Raw genomic sequence first — 23,771 nt, 5'->3', positions numbered from 1 at the left:
CCGCCGGGGGACAGGACGTTCATCCAATAGTTGTCTTCGGGAGTGGGAAATGAAGCCTTTTCTGCGCTGGTGTTTCGTTGCGACAGCTTTGACGCTGGCAGGATGCAGCAACTCTGCCTGGCGTAAAAGTGAAGTCCTCGCAGTGCCACTGCAACCGACTTTGCAGCAGGAAGTGATTCTGGCACGCATGGAACAAATTCTTGCCAGTCGGGCTTTAACCGATGACGAACGCGCACAGCTTTTATATGAGCGCGGAGTGTTGTATGATAGTCTCGGTCTGAGGGCACTGGCGCGAAATGATTTTTCACAAGCGTTGGCGATCCGACCGGATATGCCTGAAGTATTCAATTACTTAGGCATTTATTTAACGCAGGCAGGCAATTTTGATGCTGCCTATGAAGCGTTTGATTCTGTACTTGAGCTTGATCCAACTTACAACTACGCGCACTTGAATCGCGGGATCGCCCTGTATTACGGCGGTCGTGACAAGTTAGCGCAAGATGATCTGCTGGCGTTTTATCAAGACGATCCTAACGATCCTTTCCGTAGCCTGTGGCTTTTCATTGTTGAGCAGAAGCTCGACGAAAAGCAGGCTAAAGACGCGTTAAAGCAACGCTTCGAAAAATCGGACAAGGAACAGTGGGGATGGAATATTGTCGAGTTCTACCTGGGCAACATCAGCGAAGCAACGCTGATGGAAAGGCTCAAGGCAGACGCAACGGATAACACCTCGCTCGCTGAGCATCTCAGTGAAACCAACTTCTATTTAGGTAAGTACTACCTAAGTCTGGGGGATATGGACAGCGCCACGGCACTGTTCAAATTAGCGGTCGCTAATAACGTACACAACTACGTTGAGCACCGTTATGCATTGTTGGAATTATCGCTCTTGGGCCAGGAGCATGACGACCTGGCAGAATCGGACCAGCAATAGCTGACGACATAAACATCAGCCCGTAATCATTTTTTTGATTGCCATCATCTTAACGGGTGAGGGCGTTGTTGTTCGTCAATACACCTACTTTGAGCCGGTTCACACTTTTAATGAAAATTACCGAAAATTTTCACGACGAGTTATGTAGACTGGCCGCCATTGACATTGAGGCACTCGTACTACATGGCTGAATTCGAAACCACTTTTGCAGATCTGGGCCTGAAGGCTCCTATCCTTGAAGCCCTTAACGATCTGGGTTACGAAAAACCATCTCCGATCCAGGCAGAATGTATCCCACATCTGCTCTCTGGTCGTGACGTGCTGGGCATGGCCCAGACTGGTAGCGGTAAAACTGCAGCATTCTCGCTGCCGCTGCTTAACAACATCGATCCGGACCTGCGCGCACCGCAGATCCTTGTACTGGCTCCGACCCGTGAACTGGCTGTTCAGGTTGCGGAAGCTATGACTGAATTCTCTAAACATATGCGTGGCGTAAACGTGGTTGCCCTGTACGGCGGCCAGCGTTACGACGTGCAGTTACGCGCCCTGCGTCAGGGCCCACAGATCGTCGTCGGTACGCCGGGTCGTCTGCTGGATCACCTGAAGCGCGGTACGCTGGATCTCTCTAAACTGAGCGGTCTGGTTCTGGATGAAGCTGACGAAATGCTCCGCATGGGCTTCATCGAAGACGTAGAAACGATTATGGCGCAGATCCCGGAAGGTCATCAGACCGCTCTGTTCTCTGCAACCATGCCGGAAGCGATCCGTCGCATTACCCGCCGCTTCATGAAAGAGCCGCAGGAAGTGCGCATCCAGTCCAGCGTAACTACTCGCCCGGACATCAGCCAGAGCTACTGGTCTGTATACGGTATGCGTAAAAACGAAGCGCTGGTGCGTTTCCTGGAAGCAGAAGATTTTGATGCGGCGATTATCTTCGTTCGTACCAAAAATGCGACCCTGGAAGTGGCTGAAGCCCTGGAACGTAGTGGCTACAACAGCGCCGCGCTGAACGGCGACATGAATCAGGCCCTGCGTGAGCAGACTCTGGAGCGTCTGAAAGACGGTCGTCTGGATATCCTGATTGCAACCGACGTGGCAGCACGTGGTCTGGACGTAGAACGTATCAGCCTGGTTGTTAACTACGACATCCCAATGGACTCCGAGTCTTACGTTCACCGTATCGGCCGTACCGGTCGTGCAGGTCGTGCGGGCCGTGCGCTGCTGTTCGTTGAGAACCGCGAGCGTCGTCTGCTGCGTAACATTGAACGCACCATGAAGCTGACCATTCCAGAAGCTGACCTGCCAAACGCAGATCTGCTGGGCAAACGCCGTCTGGAAAAATTCGCCGCTAAAGTACAGCAGCAGCTGGAAAGCAGCGATCTGGATCAGTACCGTGCGCTGCTGGCGCAGATTCAGCCGACCGCCGAAGGCGAAGAGCTGGATGTCGAAACGCTGGCCGCTGCACTGCTGAAGATGGCGCAGGGCGAACGTTCTCTGATCGTACCGCCAGATGCACCGATGCGTCCTAAGCGTGAATTCCGTGACCGTGACGATCGTTTCGAACGTCGTGGCGACCGTAACGATCGTGGCCCACGTGGCGACCGTCCAGAGCGTGGTGGTGAAGACCGTCCACGTCGCGAACGTCGTGATGCTGGCGAAATGGAACTGTACCGCATTGAAGTGGGCCGTGATGATGGTGTTGAAGTTCGTCATATCGTTGGCGCTATCGCTAACGAAGGCGACATCAGCAGCCGTTACATCGGTAACATCAAGCTGTTCGGTACTCACTCTACCATCGAGCTGCCAAAAGGCATGCCGGGCGAGGTTCTGCAGCACTTTACCCGTACCCGCATCCTGAACAAGCCGATGAACATGCAGCTGCTGGGTGATGCTCAGCCGCGTCCGGACCGTGGTCCGCGTCGTGATGGCGATCGTCCTGCTGGCCGTGGTTTCGGCGGTGAGCGTCGTGAAGGCGGTCGTGGTCCTCGTCGTGAAGGCGCTGCACCGGGTGCAGGTCGTTTCAGCGGTGAGCGTCGCGAAAGCCGTGGCCCACGTCGCGAAGATGGCCCAAGCCGTCGCCGTGACGCGTAAGCCTTACGCTTCAGTCGTAAAGTAAAATATACAGCCCCGATATTCTTATCGGGGCTTTTTTTATTCCCTTTGTACTATTGTACTGGTACAGTGCAGCACATTAAAATGCAGGTCCCAAATTATTGACTGGAGAAAAGGCTGTATGGCGACACTAACCACCACCCAAACGTCACCCTCACTGCTCGGCGGTGTGGTGATTATCGGCGGCACCATCATAGGCGCGGGGATGTTCTCCCTGCCGGTGGTCATGTCCGGGGCGTGGTTCTTCTGGTCGCTGGCAGCGCTGGTCTTCACCTGGTTCTGCATGCTGCACTCCGGCCTGATGATCCTTGAGGCTAACCTCAACTACCGCATTGGTTCGAGCTTCGACACCATCACCCGCGACCTGCTGGGCAAACGCTGGAATGTAGTCAACGGCATCTCCATTGCCTTCGTGCTTTATATCCTGACCTACGCCTATATCTCGGCGAGCGGTTCGATTCTGCATCACACCTTCTCAGAGATGTCGCTGGATGTGCCGGCGCGCGTGGCGGGGTTATGCTTTGCCCTTGGCGTGGCGTTTATCGTCTGGATGAGCACCAAAGCGGTGAGCCGGATGACGGCCATTGTGCTGGGCGCGAAGGTCATCACCTTTTTCCTGACCTTTGGCAGCCTGCTGGGACACGTTACGCCAGCGACCCTGTTTAACGTGGCACAGAGCAACTCCTCATACTCCCCGTATCTGCTGATGACCCTGCCGTTCTGTCTGGCCTCGTTTGGCTACCACGGAAACGTCCCAAGCCTGATGAAGTATTACGGCAAAGATCCGCGCACCATCACCCGCTGCCTGGTCTATGGCACGCTGCTGGCGCTGGGGCTGTATGTGATTTGGCTGCTGGGGACAATGGGCAACATCCCACGTCCGGAATTCATCGGCATCGCGCAGAAGGGCGGTAACATTGATGTGCTGGTGCAGGCGCTGAGCGGGGTGCTGAACAGCCGTAGCCTGGATCTGCTGCTGGTGATCTTCTCCAACTTCGCCGTGGCGAGCTCATTCCTCGGCGTGACCCTGGGCCTGTTTGACTATCTGGCCGACCTGTGTGGTTTTGATGATTCAGCCCTGGGGCGTCTGAAAACCGCGCTGCTGACCTTCCTGCCGCCGGTGATCGGTGGCCTGCTGTGGCCAAACGGTTTCCTGTATGCCATTGGCTATGCCGGGCTGGCGGCGACCGTCTGGGCGGCGATTGTCCCGGCGCTGCTGGCACGCAAATCACGTAAGCGCTTCGGTAGCCCAAAATTCCGCGTCTGGGGCGGTAAGCCGATGATTGCGCTGATTCTGGTGTTCGGCATTGGCAACGCAGTGGTCCACGTGCTGTCGAGCTTTAATCTGTTGCCTGTTTACCAGTAAACACATTGCCCGGTGGCGCTTCGCTTACCGGGCCTACATGGAGCGCGTAGGCCGGATAAGGCGAAGCCGCCATCCGGCAAAAAGGCTACCCCACCAACTCTTCTTTCACCTGCATTGCCAGATCGAACGAATGCAGGCGCGCCTGATGATCGAAAATCTGCCCGTTCACCATGATCTCATCGGCCTGCGTCTCGCGCAGCACCGCTTCAAGCCCGTGACGCACCTTCGCTTTGTCCCCTACCAGCGACATACTTAACGCCTGCTGGACGCCATACTGCTCTGAGGCCGACCACAGCTGATGGATATTCTCCACCGGTGGTGGCAGCTGGCCCGTCTCGCCGCGACGCAGCTTCATAAAGGCCTGCTGCATGGAGGTAAACAGGAATTCCGCATCGCGATTGCTGTCGGCCGCAATGATGTTGATGCACACCATCGCGTACGGTTTTTCCAGCCGCGCTGAGGGCTTAAAGTTGGTGCGATAAAGATGCAGCGCCTGATGCAGCATGTCCGGCGCAAAGTGTGAGGCGAAAGCAAACGGCAGGCCCAGCTGTGCGGCCAGTTGCGCGCTGTAGAGGCTGGAGCCTAAAAGCCAGACCGGGATCTGCTCGCCGTAGCCCGGCACCGGACGCACCTGCGGGTTCGGGTCGTGGGCGTCAAACCAGTCCACCAGCTCTGCCACGTCGCGCGGGAAGTTATCGATTTCCCCGCTCATATGGCGACGCAGCGCGCGCATGGTCGGCTGATCGCTGCCCGGCGCACGGCCCAGACCCAAATCGATGCGGCCCGGGTAAAGGGTGTTGAGGGTGCCAAACTGTTCGGCAATCACCAGCGGGGAGTGGTTAGGCAGCATCACGCCGCCAGAGCCTAAATGCAGCGTGGTGGTATTTGCCGCCAGATAGCCGAGCAGCACCGAGGTAGCCGCACTGGCGATACCGACCATATTGTGATGCTCCGCCAGCCAGTAGCGATGGTAGCCGCGCTGTTCAGCCAGGCGGGCGAGATCCAGAGAGTGTGAAAAGGCTTCCCGTGCCGAGGAGCCTTCAGGGATCGGCGCCAGGTCCAGCACCGAAAACGGAATGGATTTATCAGTCATAACAGCTCACTTTGTCGACGGTGAATCTTTAATAGTGCATTAAAATTTCACAGTCATTGTTAACAAAGTGAGCTTTTTTTAGTCCTGCAGCTCCAGCCCGGCCAGACGTCGCCAGTAGCCGTTACATTCGTTGTTCGCAGTCAGCGGCAGCGGGGCAGTACCATTTTCATTGGCGCGGAAGGCGTCAATCATCGCAAAGGTGTCAGTGCCGAGCGGCGACAGACGCACCATATCCACCAGCCCTTTCATTGAGGCCAGCTCGTTGCCGAGGTTATAAACGTAGCCGCTCATGGTCTGAATGCCGTTCAGGACAAACACCTGCTGGTTCTCCTGGGACAGCATGCTGCGCCCGTTCGGGTATTTGATGCAGCAGGTTTCGCACTCGTCTTTCGGCAGATCCTCTGAACGCGCGGTAAAGCAGCGGGCGGAGTAGGCCAGCGGCAAATGCCCGTAGCTGAGCACCTCCACCTCGAACTGATTGCGGATCCCCAGTTCGTCACACTGCGCCAGAATGTTCACCAGCCAGTCGCGGGAAAGCTCCACCGGCATGCACCAGCGCGTCATGCCCTGTTTGAGCAGCAGGCGCAGGGTCACGGCGTTGTAGCAGTTCAGCGCATGCCCGGCGACAAATGGCAGCTTGCGCTCGGCGCACAGGTTCACTACGCCCAAATCGCTCGCTTCCAGCAGAAATTCGCCGTTGTCCACGTAGCGCTTCAGCTCGTTCAGTTCCGATGAGGCCTGCACCAGCGCCAGCGTTGACAGCACCACCTGCTTGCCGCTGTCGGCCAGGGTTTTCGCCATCTCCAGCCAGTCGCCCACTTTGGTGGCACGACGCTTACTGCACACCGCCTCGCCGAGGTAAATCACATCGGCCTGGCTGGTTGCCGCCTGCTGATAGAAGTCTTCCAGCGTCTCTTTTGACCAGTAGTAGAGCACCGGTCCTAATGAATATTTCATGCTTTATCTCACTGCCATTTACGGTGATACGCACCCAGCGTGGTTTGCGTGCCTTCGGACATCGCGCCGAGGGTCTCCATCCACGCCGTTTGCGGGGCATAGTTCTGCGGGTTTGCCATGCAGCGGTCGATCGCCTGACGCCACACTTTTGCCACCTGGCTGACGTACGCCGGGCTGCGCTGGCGGCCTTCGATTTTCACCGATGCGATGTTGGCGGCCAGCAGCTCCGGCAGCAGCTCGAGGGTGTTGAGGCTGGTGGGTTCTTCCAGGGCATGATAGCGCTCCCCATCCACCAGATAGCGGCCTTTGCACAGGGTTGGATAGCCGGCGTTTTCACCGTCCTGATAGCGGTCGATCAGCACCTCGTTCAGACGCGATTCCAGCCCCTGCGGCGTCTGCTGCCAGCGCACGTAGCGCGCAGGGGAGCAGGCACCCACCGTATTGGGGGATTCGCCGGTGAGATAAGAGGAGAGGTAGCAGCGCCCTTCAGCCATAATGCACAGGCTGCCAAAGGCAAAAACCTCCAGCGGAACTGGCGTGACCCGCGCGAGTTGCTTAACCTGATGAATAGAGAGCACGCGCGGCAGCACCACGCGCGACACGTCGAAATGGCGATGGTAAAAACGAATGGCCTCTTCGTTGGTGGCTGAGGCCTGCACGGAGACATGGCGCTCAATGTGCGGATAGCGTTCCGCGGCGTACTCCAGCATGGCGAGATCCGCCAGAATCAGCGCGTCGGCACCCAGCTGGGCCGCCATATCCACCGCGCGCTGCCAGCGTTGATAGCAGTCGGGGTGGGCAAAGGTATTAATAGCGATATGCAGCTTACGGCGGTGTTGGTGTACGAAGCTCACCGCTTCCTGCAGCTTTTTCTCGGTAAAATTGAGACCAGCGAAGTGACGGGCATTGGTATCGTCCTTCAGCCCGATATAGACCGCATCGGCGCCGTTTTCGATGGCCGCCTTAAGCGCCGGTAAGTTCCCGGCAGGGCAGAGCAGCTCCATAATTTATCCTGACGTTCGCAGCCCCACGGGGATGCAAAATTGTTATCGAACAGGGATTTTAGTTAACCATCCGGCGACAATTTTTGATTTAAGGCAGCTAATGGCGTATTGATGGCACCAATAATGGGTTACATCGAAAGTCGGTTTGTTGATTTACACCGCTATACCGACGACTGGATATGGCAAAATATCAGGACTATAGATATCAGGGAGTATTGCTCGTGCTGGATAAACTGCGTTCACGTCTCGTACAATTTGGCCCGTCGCTGCTGAGCGTGCCGGTTAAGCTGGCCCCCTTTGCGCTGAAGCGCCAGGTGCTGGAGCAGGTGCTAAGCTGGCAGTTCCGCCAGGCGTTGGCGGATGGCGAGCTGGAATTTCTGGAAGGGCGCTGGTTAAGTATCGAGGTGCGGGACATTGGTCTGCGCTGGTACACCTCCGTTGAAAATGAGCAGCTGGTGGTGCGCGAATCCGCTGAGGCGGACGTCAGCTTCAGCGCTGACGCCAGCGACCTGCTGATGATCGCGGCACGCAAGCAGGATCCCGACACGCTCTTCTTCCAGCGTCGTCTGGTGATTGAAGGCGATACCGAGTTAGGTCTGTATGTCAAAAACCTGATGGATGCGATTGAACTGGAACAGATGCCGAAGACGCTGCGTGTAGCGCTGATGCAACTGGCCGATTTTGTCGAGGCGGGTCTGAAAACGCCGCCGGAAAGTAAACACACTTCTGTAGGTGAGCCATGTTGATTCGAGTAGAAATTGGGATCGATGCCCCGGGTATTGATGCCTTATTACGCCGGTCGTTCGAAAGTGAGGCTGAAGCGCAACTGGTTCGCGATCTTCGTGAAGACGGCCTGATTACGCTCGGCCTGGTCGCCACCGATGATGAAGGGCAGGTTATCGGCTATGTCGCCTTCAGCCCGGTCATCGTGCAGGGTGAAGATCTGCAGTGGGTTGGCATGGCACCGCTGGCGGTGGATGAAAACTATCGTGGACAAGGTCTGGCGCGCCAGCTGGTTTACGAAGGACTGGATTCACTCAATGAGTTCGGCTATGCCGCCGTGGTAACGCTGGGCGATCCGGAATTCTACAGCCGTCTGGGCTTCGAGAAAGCGGCGCACTACGATTTGCGCTGCCGCTGGCCGGGCACCGAGTCGGCGTTCCAGCTCCACCGTCTTGCCGACGACGCGCTTAACGGCGTCAGCGGCCTGGTGGATTACCACGACCACTTTAATCGCTTTTAATCAGCGACGTTTGCAGGCTCTCACGTAGCGCCTCAAACGACCCGTCTCCGCTGACGAGGCGCTCTTTCTGGCGCTTCGTCAGCTGTTTTATGCGGTACTCCAGCCGGAGCGCCAGCGAGCGATCCCCGGCGATCGCGGAAAACGCCAGCGTCAGCTCCCCTTTGCCACGTAACGCCTTCGCCCCTTTTCCCGTTTGATGTTGCAGGAAGCGGCGCGGCACATCGGTTGTGATGCCCGTATAGAGCGCATTATCAGCGGTTCGAACCAGATAGAGAAACCAGCACACGGTGACAGATTCGGTATGTTAAGGTGAACGCACCTTAGCATGAGAGAGAAGCGAAATGGAAACTCTGGCTGCCATCAATCGCTGGCTGGCGAAGCAGCACGTGGTCACCTGGTGTGTGCATCATGACGATGAGCTGTGGTGCGCCAACGCCTTTTACTATTACGATCCGCAGCGCGTCGCGTTTTACGTGTTAAGCGAAGATAAAACCCGTCACGCGCAGATGACAGGCCAGCAGGCGAAGGTCGCAGGCACGGTCAACGGCCAGCCCAAAACAGTGGCGTTGATCCGCGGTCTGCAGTTCAAAGGGGAGATCCGTCGTCTGGAAGGGGAGGAAAGCGACGCGATGCGTAAGCACTACATTCGCCGCTTTCCGGTTGCCGCCGCGATGTCAGCCCCGGTCTGGGAAATCCGTCTGGATGAACTGAAGTTCACTGACAACACGCTGGGCTTTGGTAAAAAACTTCACTGGCTACGCGCCGAGCAGGCGTAATGCCTCGCGGTTAAAGGCGGGGAGATCGTCCGGCGTCCGGCTGGTAACCAGTTGATCCTTATCGACCACCACTTCCTGATCGAAGAATTCGGCCCCGGCGTTTTTCAGATCGATAACGATCGGTTTCACGGCGGTGAGCTTACGCCCGCGCACAACCTCAGCGCTGATCAGCAACTGTGGGCCGTGGCAGATGGCAAACACTGGTTTCCCGCTGGAGACAAAATCGCGGGTAAAGGTAACGAAACGATCGTCGCCGCGCAGGGAGTCCGGGGAGTGGCCACCCGGCAGCAGCAGGGCGTCAAAGTCCGACGGACTCACCTCATCGATGGTTTTATCGATGGTGACGCTGGCTTCGCCCTTATGGCCTTTTACCGTTTTGCCCGCTTCTTTCTCGATTGTAATCACCTCGTGTCCCGCTTTACGAAACGCCTCGGCGGGCGAGGTAAATTCTGAATCTTCAAACTCGTCGGTGATCAAGACCGCAATTTTCTTGCTCATGCTTCCTCCGTTGTTTTGGCTTCAGACAGCTTTTTCTCAGCTTGTGGTAAATACTTAACGTTCAGACCACTAAGTGTGGTAGAGCAGCGTGAAATCGCATACGGACTAATCTGCAAAGGAGGAGTAATGAGTCAGGTTTTAATTACCGGCGCGACCGGCCTGGTGGGCGGACACCTGCTGCGTATGCTCATCCAGGAGCGGAAAATTAACTATATCGCCGCCCCGACGCGTCGTCCGCTTGGGGATATCGAAGGGGTGTTTAATCCTCACGATCCACAGCTGACCGATGCCCTGGCGCAGGTCCAGGATCCGGTCGATACCGTCTTTTGCTGTCTGGGCACCACCCGGCGTGAGGCGGGCAGCAAAGAGGCCTTTATTCATGCCGATTACACCCTGGTGGTGGACACGGCGCTGACCGGGAAACGGCTCGGGGCGAAGCATCTGCTGGTGGTGAGCGCCATGGGTGCCAACGCGCACTCGCCGTTCTTCTACAACAAGGTAAAAGGCAAAATGGAAGAGGCGCTGATCGCCCAGAAGTGGGAGCGGCTGACCATCGTGCGCCCGTCAATGCTGCTTGGCGAGCGGGAAAAGCATCGCTTCAGCGAGTCGCTGTTTGCGCCGCTGTTTAGCTTTTTGCCTGGTAACTGGAAGTCTGTCGAAGCGCGGGATGTGGCGGAGGTGATGCTGCAGGAGGCGCTCAGCGCGTCACCGGCTGGGGTTAACATTATTCCCTCAGCGAAGATCAGGGAGAGGGCAAAGGGAGAGGGATAACAGCCCCCTGCCGATGGCAGGGGGCGGGGGAGCTTACTTGATGTAGGTAAAGGCGGTGGTGACGTGTTTCACGCCGCTCACCCGGCTGGCGATATCCGCCGCCGCTTTGCCTTCGCGATCGGTCACCAGGCCGAGCAGGAACACTTCGCCGTTCTCGGTAGTCACCTTCACGTTAGAGGATTTCACCTGATCGCTGCCCAGCAGCTGGGAGCGCACTTTGGTGGTGATCCAGGTGTCGTTTGAGGCCTCGCCCAGGCCAATCGGCTGGCCCTGACGCACTTCGTTAAACACTTCGGTCGCGCCGTCTACGCCCATCGCGATCTGCTTCGCGCGGGAGGCCAGTTCAGTGTTCGGTGCCTGTCCGGCCAGCAGAACTTTGCCCTGATAAGCCGTGACGTTAATGCGCGCTTCTTTCTTAATCTGTTGGTCTTTGGACAATGCGCTGTTCACGCGCAGTTCCAGGGTGCTGTCATCCACCTGTGTGCCCACGGTACGCGGGTCAGTCGCGGCCTTGGTGCTCACAGCGGCGGTACCCACTACCGCTGCAGCGACACATCCCTGAAGCAGCAGCGCAGAAATAAGGACTGCGAGGGGCGAAAGTGCCTTCATGTATACTCCTTAATCATCCTGGTGAGGGAAAAGCGTGTTATCGATCAGATCGCATAAACAGTTCACCGTCAGCATGTGCATCTCCTGAATGCGCGCGCTGCGGTGTGAAGGAATACGGATCTCAACATCATGCGGACCCAACAGCCCCGCCAGTTCGCCGCCATCGTAGCCGGTCAGCGCCACGATGGTCATATCGCGTGTCACCGCCGCTTCAACGGCTTTGACGATGTCGCGGCTGTTGCCGCGCGTGGAGATCGCCAGCAATACATCACCGGCATGCCCTAACGCGCGCACCTGTTTGGCGTAGATCTCATCATGAAGACGATCGTTGGCAATCGCCGTTAAGACCACGTTATCGGTGTTGAGTGCAATGGCAGGTAAACTTGGACGCTCTGTCTCAAAACGATTGATCATACTGGCAGCAAAATGCTGTGCGTTGGCGGCTGAGGTGCCGTTGCCACAACAGAGGATTTTGTTGCCGTTAAGCAGGGACTGAACCAGGGTCATCGCCGCGCGGGAGATGGCGTCCGGCAGCGCTTCTGCTGCTGCAATCTGAGTCTGAATGCTTTCCGTGAAGCAAACCTTAATTCTTTCGAGCACGGTATCCCTTAACGATCTGATTTACGCGTCTGCGCCGAAGGCGTTTTTGAACCATTCGATGGCGTTTCCGGTGAAGGCTACCACATCGAACCGGCAATCCACAGTGTCAAAGCTGCCATTATGCCGGGCAAGCCACAACTGGGCGGTGTGTAATAATTTATGTTGCTTGGCCCGGGTCACGCTGGCGGCGGCACCGCCGTAACGGGATGACTGGCGGTAACGCACCTCAATGAAGACGATAGCCGGGCCATCCTGCATGATAAGGTCAATTTCGCCGCCGCGTCCGCGGACGTTGGCGGCGATAAAGCGCAGTCCTTTGCTCTCAAGCCAGCGACGCGCCTGTAATTCGCGCGCGTCGCCGGTCTGTTTGCGGGTTAACTGGCCGGAACGATCTGTCCCTGCTGGTATTTGAGCCATGATAACTTCCTGTTAATCACGCAGTCCTGGGTGGCGGTGAGATCGCCGGTGTTGCCGTTAAGGGTAAAGCCCGGCACCTGGCGCATCTGGGTGAAATGGTTCGCCAGCGCCCAGGCATCCACGCCCATGGCATACAGGCGCGCCAGGGAGTAGTCGTTACGCACGCTGCTGAGCGCCTGCTGCATCAGCTCAGGATTCGCCCCGGCGAGCATCGGGATTTCGCTGTACTGCAGCCCTTCCATTTCGAGACGGAAGTCCGGACCGGCGGTGCCCTGTGCGCTGCGGGAGCTGGCATACAGCGACACGCCCGCCTGGCTTCCGTTACGCATGGCGATCATCGGCTTGATAAAGGCGATCTCTTCCGGGGTGGCGACGATGTAGGCCGCATCCACGTTTCCGCCGCCGCTAATCTGCGCATCCGTTGGCGGTGCCGGAATGGTCAGGCCGCCGATGGTCACGCCCTGCTGCTGTGGCAGGCTGGCCGTAACCGGGCTGCCGCTGAGGGCAATACCTGCTCCGCCGTTAACGCCCGCGCGAAGTTCTGAGGTTGAGCCAAATTTCTGCTGCAGAACGATGCCGCCGCCCAGCTGTTGCCACTCCTGGGCAAAGGCGGTAGCAACGCGATCGCCCAGTTGGCTACGCGGGGTCAGCAGCAGGGGAGCCTGCTTACCCTGCTCATGGATATGGCGCGCCGCATCGCGAGCTTCGTCTTCCGGTGACAGGGCGAAGTAGCAGACGTTCGGGCGATTCTGCACCTGCTCCGGCTGGTTCAGCGCCAGCACGTTCAACGGGGTGTTACTTCTCACCAGCTCTTCCACATTATTTTTCAGCAGCGGGCCGACCACGATGCTGGCGCCATCCTGCTGCACCTGATTCAGCACCTGATCGAGCGGCTGGGTGCTGGTGTCATACACTTTTATCTCGGCAGACGGATTAGCCGCGGCCTGCGGCTGGGCGACGGGCTGCGTTGTGTCTGTCGTCGCCGGAGTCTGTACCGGCTCCTGCACGCTGCTTTCCGGCGCGGCGACAGGCTGCGGAGTGGCAGGTGCCTGAACCGGGTTCTGCATTGTGCCTTCCGGCGCAGCGACAGGCTGGGTGGTGGTCAGATCGGTAGTTTCGGCGGCGGACGGGCTCACCACATCTCCGGCGTTAGCCGCCTGGGCGACCTGGGCGGGAACCGCGCTGCCTGCGACGGCGGCGGTGCCGTTTCTCGCCGCTTCAAAACCTTGCTGGATAGTGCGGCCAAAGACGGCGGCCTGGCCACCTAACGGCAGCAGCAGGGCGATTTTGCTGGTGGAGGCAGGCTTGAAGTTCTGCACGTTAACCAGCTGCGTGGGCAGCATGGTGGCACCCGGATTGTTCGGGTAGCGGGTCTGCCAGTCTTTGATCCCGGCTTTCAGCATGTTCGGATCGTTGCGGTTATCGAACCAGACGCGCTGCAGATCCAGCCAGCCCTGAAGGACATTTTCGTCAGCGTTGATCACCAGCGCATTGGCCTGATCCGGATTCATCGCGGAGAGCGTCTGCCAGGTGGCGTCGATATTTTTCTGTTTTTCCGCAGCGGAGAGCAGCGGCTCCTGGGCAATCAGCGCCCGCAGCAGCGTCAGGGAAGGGCGCCCCTGTTCCGCGGCGATACCGGCCTGCCAGAAACGCGCCTGCTGGTTTTTATCCAGCGTACCGATGTCGATACTGCCGAGGATCTTTTTCGCGCCGGCAACGTCGTTCTGGGCAATTTTCAGCTCGGCGGCCAGCAGCGACTGCTCGCGGCGCTGGGTATCGTTCAAATCCTGCGGCAGCTGGTTAAACAGATCGGCGGCGTGCTGGGTTTTACCTTCTTTCAGCAGTGCACGAATGGCGAGTAATTGCCAGTTGATCCGGGTATCATTCGAGCTCTGCTCCATCTGGTGCAGATAGAAGCCGGAGTCAGCCTGCGCTGTACCCTCCATATGGGCAGCACTTTGATCGGGCGCCTGTGTGCCACAGCCTGCAAAGAGCAGGGCTGCCAGCACCAGCGGAAGGCTGCGCGCGACTTTATTATGAAGAAACGTTAAGGGTACCATACTGTATCCAGTGATATTTTTTACGCAATGCTCAATATTAAATCGGCAATACGGATGAAACAATGAAACAACACGAAACGGCAGATAATTCTCAGGGTCAGCTTTATATTGTACCTACTCCTATCGGGAATTTATCTGATATTACCCAACGTGCCCTCACCGTCTTGCAAAGCGTTGATCTTATTGCGGCTGAAGATACCCGCCATACTGGCCTGCTGCTGCAACATTTCGCCATCAACGCCCGAATGTTTGCTCTGCACGATCATAACGAGCAGCAAAAAGCGGCCATGCTGGTGGCGAAGCTGAAAGAGGGGCAGAGCATCGCCCTGGTGTCCGATGCCGGAACGCCGCTGATTAACGACCCGGGCTATCACCTGGTGCGCACCTGCCGCGAGGCGGGCATCCGTGTGGTGCCGTTGCCGGGGCCGTGCGCCGCCATTGCCGCCCTGAGCGCGGCGGGCCTGCCGTCGGATCGCTTCTGCTACGAAGGCTTCCTGCCCGCTAAATCCAAGGGCCGTCGCGACGTGCTCAAGGCGCTGGAAGCCGAGCCGCGCACGCTGATCTTCTACGAATCCACCCACCGTCTGCTGGAGAGCCTGGAAGACATGGTCGCCGTCTGGGGGGAAGCGCGTTACGTGGTCCTGGCCCGCGAGCTGACCAAAACCTGGGAGACCATCCACGGCCTGCCGGTGGGCGAGCTGCTGGCGTGGGTGAAAGAGGACGAAAACCGCCGCAAGGGCGAGATGGTGCTGATTGTCGAAGGGCACAAAGCCGAAGAGGACGCCCTGCCTGCCGATGCCCTGCGCACCCTCGCGCTGCTGCAGGCCGAACTGCCGCTGAAGAAAGCGGCGGCGCTGGCGGCGGAGATCCACGGCGTGAAAAAGAATGCGCTGTATAAGTACGCCCTGGAGCAGCAGGGGGAGTAAGTGGCTTTGCCGGGTGGCGCTGCGCTTACCCGGCCTACAGAATAATCGTAGGCCCGATAAGCGAAGCGCCATCGGGCATTTTCACCGCGCGCAGTTAAACCACAATGAGCTCAACTGACGTTTGTTTCAGGTTCTTCAGCTCTTTCTCACCGATCCCTTCGTCGGTAATCACGCAGTCAATCTTCTCCATCGGCAGCACCTGGTTAAACCCGCGACGGTTGAATTTGCTCGCGTCCAGCACCGCAACTACCTTATGCGCGGCTGCCGCCATTACGCTGCTGATCGAATAGCCTTCGTTGAAGGTGGTGATACCGTTAGTGGTGTCGATCCCGTCGGCGCCAACAAACATCAGGTCGGCGCTGATGCCCGCCAGCGAGCGTTCGGCGATGGTGCCGTGCATGGAGTGAGTCTTGTGGCGCACCGTGCCGCCGCACACCACCAGGGTGATGTCTTTATTGTCGGAGAGCGCAAAGGCGGCGGGCAGGCTGTTGGTGATCACCGTGATATTGGCCTTCTTCGCCAGCGCTTCAGCGATCAGCATGGTGGTGCTGCCGCTGTCTAAAATCACCGTCATCCCCTCTTCAATCATTGCCACGGCGGCAAGGGCGATACGTTTTTTCGGGTCGCTGGCGAGGCTGTAGCGATCTTCCAGCAGCACCTCCTGGCTTTCGTTCTCGGCCAGATTGCTGCCCGGCCTGGCGGCTCCGCCGTGAAAACGGGTCACCAGACCTTTCTCTTCCAGCAGACGCAGATCGGCGCGGATGGTCACCTCGGAGATGCCAAAAGAATTCGAAAGGTCGAGCACCAATACGCTGCCGTTGGCATTCACCAGATCGACGATTTTGTTCCTTCGCTCAAATGAGTTCATTTTGTTTTGCCTGATAATTAACTCGCTCCAGTTTAATCGAAGGGATGCGAAAGGTGAACGCTAGCGTTCGAAAGTAAATGTGAGCCAGCTCCGGTTGCTGGCTCGTGGGTTCAGTCCAGTCGCAGCAGGATTTTGCCTTGCATCGGGGATCCATTCAGTGCCTGAATAGCGCTGGCAAAACTTTCGCTGTTGCCGGTATGGGCGATCAGGGGCGCGAGCTGCAATTTTTTCTCTTTGAGAAGACGGGCTGCGGTTTCCCACTCTTCACCCGGCCAGGGCGCGGAGTAGTTCATCCAGCTGCCCAGCAGGGTCAGCTCTTTACGCAGGATCCTGCCGAAGGTTGCGGAGGAGAGCGTCAGGTCGTGATGCAGGGTGCCCACCAGCGCTACCTGGGCGCGGGGCCCGGCGATGTCGATAGCAAGGGCGACGGTTTGCGGCGTACCGGCCGTCTCCAGCACCAGCTGATCGAAACGGGTGTCGTGAAGGGCTGCCAGCATCTCCTCCGCGCTCAGGGTTTTGCTGTTGAAGACCTGCGTCGCCCCCAGGGCTGTCGCCAGCGCCAGCTTGTCATCATTGATATCAATGGCGGTGACGCTTGCCGCACCCAGCGCCATGGCGCACTGCATGGCCAGCAGGCCAATGGTGCCCGCCCCGACGATGATAACGTTTTTACCTTCGCAGCCCTGGGCAAGATGGAACGCATGCAGCCCCACGGTGATGGGCTCGATAAACGCCCCGTCCTCTATGGTCATCTCTGCGGGCAGGCGGAACAGGTTGGCGCGCTTCACCACGATGTACTCCGCGTTGCCCCCTTCGCTGCGGGAGCCGACAAACTGATACTGCTTACAGAGCGAGAAGAAGCCTTTTTCACACTCTGGGCAGGTAAAGCAGGGCAGCAGCGGCACGCAGGCCACCGCATCGCCAGCCTGCAAATCCTTAACGCCAGCACCGCAGGCGTCGACATAGCCGCTAAATTCATGGCCCAGGGTGATGGGGTAGTAATGCGCCCCTTTGGCGAAAATACGCGGGATGTCCGACCCGCAAAGCCCCGAGCAGACGACCCGCACCAGCACGTCATCCTCAGCCTGAATGTGCGGGACAGGGCGCTCTTCTACGCGCACGAGTCCCTCAGCATGAATTACCACTGATTTCATGATTCACTCCAGAAAAAAGAGGGGAGCAGCGCTCCCCGGATATTAAGAAGCCGTCTGGCTTTGTAGCGCCCGTGCTTTTTCGGCCGCCGTAAAGGCCCGGGCGCGACGCCAGGTGAGCAGCACGCCGCTGGCGTAGATGGCGCCAATCACCACGAATCCCACGACGTTTTGCCAGGTGAAGAGCTGGATCAGCAGCCAGGTGACGGGCGAGCCACCCTGGTCCATGGAGGCCACCATCCCGCCCGCTTTCAGTGCCCCGGCATTCTCCGCAAGCTGCGTGTGCAGGCCGATGGTCTGGGTGGCGATCCACAGGGTGATGCCCATGATGATGACGCCTGAGATCAGGGTGCGGAACAGGTTGCCCTGATGCACCGCCACGGCCATGGCGACGAAGAAGCCGATGGTCGCGAGGTCGCCAAACGGCAGGACCTGGTTACCCGGCACCAGCACCGCAATCAGGATGGTGAGCGGGATAAAGATCAGGCTGGCGGAGACCACCGAGGTGTGCCCCAGCAGCAGCGCCGGATCGAGGCCGATCAGGAACTCCTGGCCGCCAAACTTCGCCTGCAGACGTTTACGGGCATGTTTGGCAATCGGCGTTAGACCATCCATGATGGGCTTGATGACGCGCGGCATCAGCAGCATCACGGCGGCGGTTTTCACCGCCAGCTGCAGGACGTTTTTCGCGTCGTATCCCGCCAGCAGGCCGATGACCAGCCCCATCACGAACCCGACGGTGACCGGCTCACCAAACGGGCCAAAGCGTTTTTGCACATCGTCGGCGCTGAAGTGAATGTTCCTGAGCCCCGGGATCTTCTCGATAAGAGTGTCGACCAGCACCGCGATGGGGCCAAGGTAAGCGGATGACCCGTGCGGAATGGCGATCCCGTCGAGACCAAAGAAGTCCCGCGTGTCCTTCGCAAACCAGTCGCCCAGCTTGTAGACAAAGGCCGCGTGAACCACCACGCCGAGAATGCCGAGCCAGTAAGAGCCGGTCGCCAGGTGCAGCATCGCCCCGGTAAAGGTCATGTGCCAGATGTTCCAGATATCGACGTTCACCACGCGGGTCATGCGGGTGACCAGCATCAGCACGTTAACGCCAATCGCCACCGGGATCGCCACCAGCGCAATCTGCGAGGCCCAGGTCATGGGGGATGAGCCCGGCCAGCCGACGTCCACCACGTGAAGATTGATCTGGAACTGCTCGGCCATCGCTTTGGCCGCCGGGCCGATGGAGTCGAGCATCAGGCCGATAACCAGCCCGATCCCGACAAAGCCAATCCCGATATGCAGGCCGGATTTAAAGCAGTCGCCCAGCTTCATCCCCAGCAGCTTCGAGAAGATGATGATGACGATGGGCAGCATGACCGTCGGCCCAAGATCGAGGATATACCGCATGATTTCGGTAAACATGATCTTATCCCTCGAGGATGGTCAGGATTTTTTGCTGCAGGGCTTCAATGCCGACGCCCGACACAAACGGCATGCCGTGGACCACCGGGATGTCGCCAAAGGTGCGATCGACTTTCGCGGTGGTGCAGATCAGATCCGCCCCGTCCATATAGGTCTCAATTTCGGTGACCCGGCACTGGACCAGATCCAGCGTGATGTTGTGGGCTTCACACAGCTCTTTGATCTCTTCTGCGGCCATGGTGGAGGTCGCGACGGCACCGCCACAGGCAACGATAACTTTGCGTTTCATAGGGTACTCCTTCTTATTATCAGTATGTTATGAGGCCTGCTTGCAGGGTTCCGCCATCATGATGGCCTCTTCAAACAGCGCCCCCAGCTGGTGATCCGGCGCGTTAAGCAGCGCTTCCAGCGTGGTTGGGTTTTGCAGCTCACTAAATAACCGGCGCAGGAGAACGAGCTGCGCCGCAGGGTTTTCAACGATCAGGGCGATAATCAGCGACACGGCGATCTCTGCATCGTCGTCCGCCTGTTGAAAATTCACCGGCTTGTCCGGTCGAATCAGGTAGATAGCCGGTTCTTTTGCATGTACCGCCTCACAGTGCGGGATCGCCACGGCATGTTTTTCAAGGGCGATGCCGGTCGGGAATACCGCTTCCCGTTCTACCAGCGCGGCGGGGTAGGTGGCATGCACCACCCCTTTCGCCAGCATCTCCTCGCCAATATGGGCCAGCGCCTGCTGGCAGGTGGCAAAATCAATGCCGGTACGGACAAACAGTTTGCTCATAGCGTCTCCGGGTTTCAGTGGGCGTCAGGGGCGCAGCCGTAGCGGTACGCGCGTAACACGTCCTGTATTTTGTCGATGACAAGATCCTGTGGCGTCGTGGCGATAGTGCGGGCCGTGACGCGTTCGAACTGCACGGGCAGATACTGGCTGATCAGCCCCAGCGGCAGGGTCTGGGTGCCCAGATTCGCGAGCAGTTTCTCCACGCTCTGACGAATACGCGGGTGCGGCCAGTAGTAGCGAATGCGGTCGGACAGGCTAAAGTGAATGTCCACCATCGCCTGGCTCCAGGTCGGGCGATAGTATTTTTTCCAGTAATCCGGCTCGTTCAGCATCACCTCGTCGATCACCTCCAGCACCCGGCTGCGGTTTTCCGGGGCGATCAGCGCCGCTTCCATCTGCGCCAGGGCAAAAATCGCCTCGCGCAGGGCGAAGGTGAGGGCCGGGCCGACCTTGAGGATCGCAAAGTGATCCCGCACCAGCTCCCGGTAGGCCTGACGGGATTGATAATCGGTAGAGTGGGCTTCATAGACCATCGGCGTCTGGCGGATCCAGCCCGAGAGCGCTTTGGCGGCCTCCGGCTGATAGTGGATGATCTGGGTATGATCGAACTCCACGCCGGGCTGTACCACGATGGCAATCACGCGGGTCATCGCCTCATCCAGCCCCAGCGCATGGAACGCGGTCTGGTGCGTTTCGAGAGTGCGGGCGGCATCTTCTACGCGGGTGACGTGCACGCTGTCGATGCTGCTGACCTCCCCGCCCGGCACCGGCACTTCGGTGCCAATCACGTAGGTCAGCGCCGCCTTCTGCGCGTCGGTGGCGGTCTCTTCCGCCGCCCGGCACAGCCGCGCCGCACGCTGCGCCACCACCACCGGATCTAACGGCACCGGATCGTCGGCGCAGGACATCGACGCGTCGAGATGGATTTTGCTGAAGCCCGCGGCCACATAAGCCTTAATCAGCGCGACGGCTTTCTCCATCGCCGTCTCTGCGGGCTCGTTCTGCCAGCAGTTGGGGCCCAGATGGTCGCCGCCGAGGATCAACCGCTGCTGCGGGAACCCGACTTTTTCGGCTATGTTGAGCACAAAATCGCGGAAATCAGCCGGTTTCATGCCGGTATAGCCGCCGTACTGATTCACCTGGTTGGACGTGGCTTCAATCAGCACGCTGTTGTCAGTGTCCAGATCGAAGCGCAGGGCCGCCTCGATCACCAGCGGGTGCGCTGAGCAGACTGAACAGATGCCGAGATGCTCTCCCGCCTTGTGGCGGGCAATAATATTTTTCACCGTTTCCTCCGGTTCGCGTGGTTTACAGTTTGCCTTCGCAGCCACAGTCGTTAATGACTTTGCGCACCACCTCTTTCATGGCGGCTTTGGCGGGGATCATGTAGTGACGGGGATCGCTGGCCTCGGGGTGTTCGGCCAGCCAGGTTTTCAGGGCGTCGGAAAAGGCAATTTTCAGCTCGGTGGCGACGTTCACTTTGCAGATGCCGAGATCGATTGCCCGGCGGATATCAGCGGCTGAAAGGCCAGAGGCACCGTGCAGCACCAGCGGCACCTCCACCTGACTGCGGATCTCCGCCAGGCGCTCAAAATCGAGTTTTGGCGTGGCGGTATAGAGGCCGTGGGCGGTGCCGATGGCGACCGCGAGGGAGTCGATACCGGTCAGCGCCACGAACTCGCGGGCCTGCTGCGGATGGGTATAGAGGGCGTCTTTGCTGTCGACCACCAGGTCATCTTCCTGCCCGCCGAGGCGGCCCAGTTCCGCCTCCACGCTGATGTCATAGCGATGGCAGTAGTCGGTGACCTCCTTCACCAGCGCCACGTTGTCGGCAAAGGGCAGGTGCGAGCCGTCGATCATCGCCGAGCGCACACCGGCCTGCACTTTCTGTGCAATATCATCGAGCGTTTCGTGATGATCGAGGTGGATCGCCAGCGGCTGGTTCCAGGTTTTTGCCAGCGCGTCAGCGATGGCTACGATGTTGCCGATCCCGGCGTAGCTGAAGGTGCCGGGCGTACCGGCGACGATCAGCGGCGAGCGCATCTCGGCCGCTGTCTCGACAACCACCTGCAGCGTTTCGAGGTTATGAATATTGAAAGCCGGCACCGCATAACCTTCCCGCTGGGCTTTGGTGAGCATCGCTTTGGTCGAAATGATGTACATCCTTCCTCCGAAACCTTTCGTTTGTTTTCTTCGAAAGAAGATATAGTGTTTCGGAATGCTTTTTTGTGATTGATATCGTAAAAACGAAAGAAGCGAAAGTGAAAGGAAGGTTGCGAAAGAACGAAAGGCAAAAAAAAAGCATGGCCGAAGCCATGCTAAAGTGAGGTTTACTGCAAAACTCAGGTCACCGGTGCCGGGTTGAATACCGCCAGCTGGTTATGTAATCCCCATTGATCGGAGAACGTCTTCTTACGTCCACTCGCCACGTCGAGGATGAAGTGGAACAGCTTCCAGCCCACGTCCTCAATGCTCTCTTCCCCGGTGGCGATGGTGCCCGCGTTAATATCCATCAGATCGAACCAGCGATTAGCCAGCTCGGTGCGGGTTGCCATTTTGATCACCGGAACCGCCATCAGGCCGTACGGCGTGCCGCGCCCGGTGGTGAACACCTGAACGGTGATCCCGGAGGCCACCTGCTGGGTGCCGCAGACGAAATCGCTGGCAGGCGTGGCGGCGTAGATCAGGCCGCGTTTGGTTGGACGCTGGCCCGGAGAGAGCACCTCAACGATGGCGCTCTGGCCCGATTTGGCGATAGAGCCCAGCGCTTTTTCCACCACGTTCGCCAGGCCGCCTTTCTTGTTGCCCGGAGAGGGGTTGGCGCTGCGGTCGGTTTTACCCATATCGAGATAGTTATCGTACCAGGCCATCTCTTCCAGCAGGCGTTTGCCCACCTCTTCGTTGATGGCGCGTGGCGTCAGGAGGTGGATCGCATCGCGCACCTCGGTCACTTCGGAGAACATCACCGTGGCGCCACAGCGCACCAGCAGGTCCGAGGCATAGCCCACGGCCGGGTTAGCGGTCACGCCGGAGAAGGCGTCGCTGCCCCCGCACTGCATGCCTACCACCAGCTCAGAAGCCGGGCAGGTTTCACGCTTGCGCTGATTGAGTTTTGTCAGATGGCGCTCCGCGACCTGCAGAATGTCATCCACCATGGAGCGGAAGCCGACGTGCTGCTCGTCCTGCAGACGCACGATGCTGGCGCTGTCGACAGGAATGGCCTGGGTATCTTCGGTCCCCTGCAGCAGTTTCTCAGGCACCAGTTTTTCACAGCCGAGGCCGACCACCATCACTTCACCGCCAAAGTTCGGGTTCAGGGCGATATTGTGGACGGTACGGATCGGCACGATGGCCGCCGGGGCGTTGATCGCCACGCCGCAGCCGTAAAGGTGATTCAGACCCACCACGCCGTCGACGTTCGGGTATTTTGGCAGCAGATCGCGCTCGATGATCTTCACCACGAAATCGACCACCCCCGCCACGCAGTGCACGCTGGTGCTGATGCCAAGCAGGTTTTTGGTGCCCACGCTGCCGTCCGCATTGCGATAGCCTTCAAAGGTGTAGCCTTCCAGGGCTGGCATTGGCTCCGGTACGCGGGTTGCCAGCGGCAGGGTGTTCAGCGGCGGGGCTTCCGGCAGGGCGACCAGCGATTCATCAATCCAGCTGCCCTGCGGGATCGCCCGCACGGCATAGCCGATGACTTCGCCGTAACGCACGATTTCGCCCTGCGCCGGGATATCGACCAGCGCCACTTTATGGCCCTGCGGAATATGCTCGATCAGTTCAAGCCCGTCCGGGAAACGCGTTCCGGCTTTTAACCCCTGATCGTTAACAATAATCGCCACGTTATCGGTGTCGTGCACCTTAATATAAAACGCGGTCGGCGACGTTTGTCGAATTTCAATGTCGGCCATTGTCCAGTATTCTCCAGCGAATGGGGGATAATTAATGGGTAAAAGAGTACGTCTATTTTCTTGTTATAGGAAATAAAGACTCTGCTCAGTGGAATAAAGAATGTCAGGCGCTGGGGATTAATAATGTGATCTCGATCACTCATTTTTGACCTTCGCCTGCGCATAAGGGGGGCAATGGTGAAATCTGTGCATCAGCGCCCAGGGGTTTGTGCATATGCTCAAAATAATATTCATCACGCCGTCGATAATTGAGCGTTGCCACAATGCGCGGT

At 58.4% G+C, this 23,771-nt stretch carries 25 protein-coding genes and 1 pseudogene; 9 read left to right on the top strand and 17 right to left on the bottom strand.

Annotated features, from left to right (window positions below):
- The first annotated feature begins 49 nt into the window (after positions 1-49).
- The 4 genes from nlpI to mtr all read left to right on the top strand — a co-directional run bounded on the left by nlpI (position 50) and on the right by mtr (position 4,412).
- Positions 50-934: a lipoprotein NlpI gene (gene nlpI, locus FHN83_RS08820; protein ID WP_039031657.1), complete on the top strand. Its 885-nt coding sequence runs from the start codon at positions 50-52 to the stop codon at positions 932-934.
- A 110-nt stretch (positions 935-1,044) separates the two neighbouring features.
- Positions 1,045-1,125, top strand: coding sequence for a protein YrbN (gene yrbN / locus FHN83_RS28960; RefSeq protein ID WP_138370335.1), 81 nt, complete (start codon positions 1,045-1,047; stop codon positions 1,123-1,125).
- On the top strand, positions 1,118-3,025 hold the full coding sequence (locus FHN83_RS08810) for a DEAD/DEAH family ATP-dependent RNA helicase (RefSeq protein WP_039031658.1): 1,908 nt from the start codon (positions 1,118-1,120) through the stop codon (positions 3,023-3,025). Before yrbN ends, FHN83_RS08810 begins: the two co-directional genes overlap by 8 nt.
- Before the next feature lie 142 nt (positions 3,026-3,167).
- Entirely contained in the window at positions 3,168-4,412 is a 1,245-nt protein-coding gene (gene mtr / locus FHN83_RS08805; RefSeq protein WP_039031659.1) for a tryptophan permease, read from the top strand.
- Between the two features lie 85 nt (positions 4,413-4,497).
- Here the strand turns inward: mtr and FHN83_RS08800 are convergent, their stop codons facing one another.
- The 3 genes from FHN83_RS08800 to ubiU all read right to left on the bottom strand — a co-directional run bounded on the left by FHN83_RS08800 (position 4,498) and on the right by ubiU (position 7,466).
- Entirely contained in the window at positions 4,498-5,505 is a 1,008-nt protein-coding gene (locus FHN83_RS08800) for a luciferase-like monooxygenase (RefSeq protein WP_039031660.1), read from the bottom strand.
- 78 nt (positions 5,506-5,583) lie between these two features.
- Positions 5,584-6,462, bottom strand: a complete 879-nt coding sequence (locus tag FHN83_RS08795; RefSeq protein WP_039031661.1) for a U32 family peptidase — start codon at positions 6,460-6,462, stop codon at positions 5,584-5,586.
- Between the two features lie 8 nt (positions 6,463-6,470).
- Entirely contained in the window at positions 6,471-7,466 is a 996-nt protein-coding gene (gene ubiU, locus FHN83_RS08790; protein ID WP_139563699.1) for a ubiquinone anaerobic biosynthesis protein UbiU, read from the bottom strand.
- A 221-nt stretch (positions 7,467-7,687) separates the two neighbouring features.
- On the opposite strand from ubiU, the gene ubiT reads away from it, so the two are divergent.
- A complete protein-coding gene (gene ubiT / locus FHN83_RS08785) occupies positions 7,688-8,212 on the top strand; it encodes a ubiquinone anaerobic biosynthesis accessory factor UbiT (RefSeq protein ID WP_039031663.1) in 525 nt (174 codons plus the stop codon).
- The gene (locus tag FHN83_RS08780; protein WP_039031664.1) at positions 8,206-8,709 is read left to right on the top strand and encodes a GNAT family N-acetyltransferase; all 504 of its coding nucleotides are present in this window, start codon (positions 8,206-8,208) and stop codon (positions 8,707-8,709) included. The genes ubiT and FHN83_RS08780 overlap by 7 nt, the downstream gene beginning before the upstream one ends.
- Here FHN83_RS08780 and FHN83_RS08775 read toward each other — a convergent pair.
- A pseudogene (locus FHN83_RS08775) lies at positions 8,696-9,036 on the bottom strand (GIY-YIG nuclease family protein). The gene FHN83_RS08780 and the pseudogene FHN83_RS08775 sit on opposite strands and share 14 nt — an antisense overlap.
- Positions 9,037-9,050: 14 nt before the next feature.
- Here FHN83_RS08775 and FHN83_RS08770 point away from each other — a divergent pair.
- The gene (locus FHN83_RS08770; protein ID WP_039031666.1) at positions 9,051-9,485 is read left to right on the top strand and encodes a YhbP family protein; all 435 of its coding nucleotides are present in this window, start codon (positions 9,051-9,053) and stop codon (positions 9,483-9,485) included.
- Here FHN83_RS08770 and FHN83_RS08765 read toward each other — a convergent pair.
- Complete coding sequence (locus FHN83_RS08765; RefSeq protein WP_039031667.1) at positions 9,465-9,983, bottom strand: type 1 glutamine amidotransferase domain-containing protein; 519 nt, start codon at positions 9,981-9,983, stop codon at positions 9,465-9,467. The two genes, FHN83_RS08770 and FHN83_RS08765, sit on opposite strands and share 21 nt — an antisense overlap.
- Positions 9,984-10,109: 126 nt before the next feature.
- Here FHN83_RS08765 and FHN83_RS08760 point away from each other — a divergent pair, with 126 nt between their 5' ends.
- Entirely contained in the window at positions 10,110-10,754 is a 645-nt protein-coding gene (locus tag FHN83_RS08760; RefSeq protein ID WP_039031668.1) for an NAD(P)H-binding protein, read from the top strand.
- Between the two features lie 33 nt (positions 10,755-10,787).
- Here the strand turns inward: FHN83_RS08760 and dolP are convergent, their stop codons facing one another.
- The 4 genes from dolP to FHN83_RS08740 are packed head-to-tail and all read right to left on the bottom strand — an operon-like array spanning position 10,788 to position 14,440.
- Complete coding sequence (gene dolP, locus FHN83_RS08755; protein WP_039031669.1) at positions 10,788-11,363, bottom strand: division/outer membrane stress-associated lipid-binding lipoprotein; 576 nt, start codon at positions 11,361-11,363, stop codon at positions 10,788-10,790.
- Positions 11,364-11,372: 9 nt separating this feature from the next.
- Entirely contained in the window at positions 11,373-11,963 is a 591-nt protein-coding gene (gene diaA, locus FHN83_RS08750; RefSeq protein WP_032614385.1) for a DnaA initiator-associating protein DiaA, read from the bottom strand.
- Between the two features lie 21 nt (positions 11,964-11,984).
- Positions 11,985-12,380, bottom strand: coding sequence for a YraN family protein (locus tag FHN83_RS08745; protein WP_139563697.1), 396 nt, complete (start codon positions 12,378-12,380; stop codon positions 11,985-11,987).
- Positions 12,338-14,440, bottom strand: coding sequence for a penicillin-binding protein activator (locus tag FHN83_RS08740; RefSeq protein WP_139563696.1), 2,103 nt, complete (start codon positions 14,438-14,440; stop codon positions 12,338-12,340). Before FHN83_RS08740 ends, FHN83_RS08745 begins: the two co-directional genes overlap by 43 nt.
- A gap of 62 nt (positions 14,441-14,502) precedes the next feature.
- Between FHN83_RS08740 and rsmI the strand changes: the two genes are divergently transcribed.
- Positions 14,503-15,366 (top strand): 16S rRNA (cytidine(1402)-2'-O)-methyltransferase, encoded by an 864-nt coding sequence (gene rsmI / locus FHN83_RS08735; protein ID WP_039031672.1) that lies wholly within the window; start codon positions 14,503-14,505, stop codon positions 15,364-15,366.
- Between the two features lie 94 nt (positions 15,367-15,460).
- On the opposite strand, the gene FHN83_RS08730 is transcribed toward rsmI, so the two are convergent.
- The 8 genes from FHN83_RS08730 to garD form a co-directional block, all read right to left on the bottom strand.
- Positions 15,461-16,234, bottom strand: coding sequence for a DeoR/GlpR family DNA-binding transcription regulator (locus FHN83_RS08730; RefSeq protein WP_139563695.1), 774 nt, complete (start codon positions 16,232-16,234; stop codon positions 15,461-15,463).
- Positions 16,235-16,344: 110 nt separating this feature from the next.
- Complete coding sequence (gene gatD, locus FHN83_RS08725) at positions 16,345-17,388, bottom strand: galactitol-1-phosphate 5-dehydrogenase (RefSeq protein ID WP_139563694.1); 1,044 nt, start codon at positions 17,386-17,388, stop codon at positions 16,345-16,347.
- A gap of 42 nt (positions 17,389-17,430) precedes the next feature.
- Positions 17,431-18,801 carry a galactitol-specific PTS transporter subunit IIC gene (locus tag FHN83_RS08720; protein WP_139563693.1) on the bottom strand — a complete coding sequence of 457 codons (1,371 nt, stop codon included), beginning with the start codon at positions 18,799-18,801 and terminating at the stop codon, positions 17,431-17,433.
- 4 nt (positions 18,802-18,805) lie between these two features.
- A complete protein-coding gene (gatB, locus tag FHN83_RS08715) occupies positions 18,806-19,090 on the bottom strand; it encodes a PTS galactitol transporter subunit IIB (RefSeq protein WP_139563692.1) in 285 nt (94 codons plus the stop codon).
- 27 nt (positions 19,091-19,117) lie between these two features.
- Positions 19,118-19,585, bottom strand: coding sequence for a PTS galactitol transporter subunit IIA (gatA, locus tag FHN83_RS08710; RefSeq protein WP_138370293.1), 468 nt, complete (start codon positions 19,583-19,585; stop codon positions 19,118-19,120).
- A gap of 14 nt (positions 19,586-19,599) precedes the next feature.
- Entirely contained in the window at positions 19,600-20,871 is a 1,272-nt protein-coding gene (gene gatZ / locus FHN83_RS08705) for a tagatose-bisphosphate aldolase subunit GatZ (RefSeq protein WP_139563691.1), read from the bottom strand.
- Positions 20,872-20,893: 22 nt separating this feature from the next.
- On the bottom strand, positions 20,894-21,748 hold the full coding sequence (locus tag FHN83_RS08700; protein WP_139563690.1) for a tagatose bisphosphate family class II aldolase: 855 nt from the start codon (positions 21,746-21,748) through the stop codon (positions 20,894-20,896).
- Positions 21,749-21,927: 179 nt separating this feature from the next.
- Positions 21,928-23,499, bottom strand: coding sequence for a galactarate dehydratase (gene garD / locus FHN83_RS08695; protein ID WP_039031681.1), 1,572 nt, complete (start codon positions 23,497-23,499; stop codon positions 21,928-21,930).
- Between the last annotated feature and the right edge of the window lie 272 nt (positions 23,500-23,771).

Source organism: Leclercia adecarboxylata, from assembly GCF_006171285.1.
Lineage (GTDB): Bacteria > Pseudomonadota > Gammaproteobacteria > Enterobacterales > Enterobacteriaceae > Enterobacter > Enterobacter barmai.
The sequence above is the reverse complement of the archived record's forward strand: the minus strand, read 5'-3'. Positions and strand labels throughout refer to the sequence as shown.

Coding starts and splice junctions, on each gene's coding strand:
- nlpI (WP_039031657.1), top strand. CDS start 50: ATGAAGCCTTTTCTGCGCTGGTGTTTCGTTGCGACAGCTTTGACGCTG.
- yrbN (WP_138370335.1), top strand. CDS start 1,045: ATGAAAATTACCGAAAATTTTCACGACGAGTTATGTAGACTGGCCGCC.
- FHN83_RS08810 (WP_039031658.1), top strand. CDS start 1,118: ATGGCTGAATTCGAAACCACTTTTGCAGATCTGGGCCTGAAGGCTCCT.
- mtr (WP_039031659.1), top strand. CDS start 3,168: ATGGCGACACTAACCACCACCCAAACGTCACCCTCACTGCTCGGCGGT.
- FHN83_RS08800 (WP_039031660.1), bottom strand. CDS start 5,505: ATGACTGATAAATCCATTCCGTTTTCGGTGCTGGACCTGGCGCCGATC.
- FHN83_RS08795 (WP_039031661.1), bottom strand. CDS start 6,462: ATGAAATATTCATTAGGACCGGTGCTCTACTACTGGTCAAAAGAGACG.
- ubiU (WP_139563699.1), bottom strand. CDS start 7,466: ATGGAGCTGCTCTGCCCTGCCGGGAACTTACCGGCGCTTAAGGCGGCC.
- FHN83_RS08780 (WP_039031664.1), top strand. CDS start 8,206: ATGTTGATTCGAGTAGAAATTGGGATCGATGCCCCGGGTATTGATGCC.
- FHN83_RS08770 (WP_039031666.1), top strand. CDS start 9,051: ATGGAAACTCTGGCTGCCATCAATCGCTGGCTGGCGAAGCAGCACGTG.
- FHN83_RS08765 (WP_039031667.1), bottom strand. CDS start 9,983: ATGAGCAAGAAAATTGCGGTCTTGATCACCGACGAGTTTGAAGATTCA.
- FHN83_RS08760 (WP_039031668.1), top strand. CDS start 10,110: ATGAGTCAGGTTTTAATTACCGGCGCGACCGGCCTGGTGGGCGGACAC.
- dolP (WP_039031669.1), bottom strand. CDS start 11,363: ATGAAGGCACTTTCGCCCCTCGCAGTCCTTATTTCTGCGCTGCTGCTT.
- FHN83_RS08745 (WP_139563697.1), bottom strand. CDS start 12,380: ATGGCTCAAATACCAGCAGGGACAGATCGTTCCGGCCAGTTAACCCGC.
- FHN83_RS08740 (WP_139563696.1), bottom strand. CDS start 14,440: ATGGTACCCTTAACGTTTCTTCATAATAAAGTCGCGCGCAGCCTTCCG.
- rsmI (WP_039031672.1), top strand. CDS start 14,503: ATGAAACAACACGAAACGGCAGATAATTCTCAGGGTCAGCTTTATATT.
- FHN83_RS08730 (WP_139563695.1), bottom strand. CDS start 16,234: ATGAACTCATTTGAGCGAAGGAACAAAATCGTCGATCTGGTGAATGCC.
- gatD (WP_139563694.1), bottom strand. CDS start 17,388: ATGAAATCAGTGGTAATTCATGCTGAGGGACTCGTGCGCGTAGAAGAG.
- FHN83_RS08720 (WP_139563693.1), bottom strand. CDS start 18,801: ATGTTTACCGAAATCATGCGGTATATCCTCGATCTTGGGCCGACGGTC.
- gatB (WP_139563692.1), bottom strand. CDS start 19,090: ATGAAACGCAAAGTTATCGTTGCCTGTGGCGGTGCCGTCGCGACCTCC.
- gatA (WP_138370293.1), bottom strand. CDS start 19,585: ATGAGCAAACTGTTTGTCCGTACCGGCATTGATTTTGCCACCTGCCAG.
- FHN83_RS08700 (WP_139563690.1), bottom strand. CDS start 21,748: ATGTACATCATTTCGACCAAAGCGATGCTCACCAAAGCCCAGCGGGAA.
- garD (WP_039031681.1), bottom strand. CDS start 23,499: ATGGCCGACATTGAAATTCGACAAACGTCGCCGACCGCGTTTTATATT.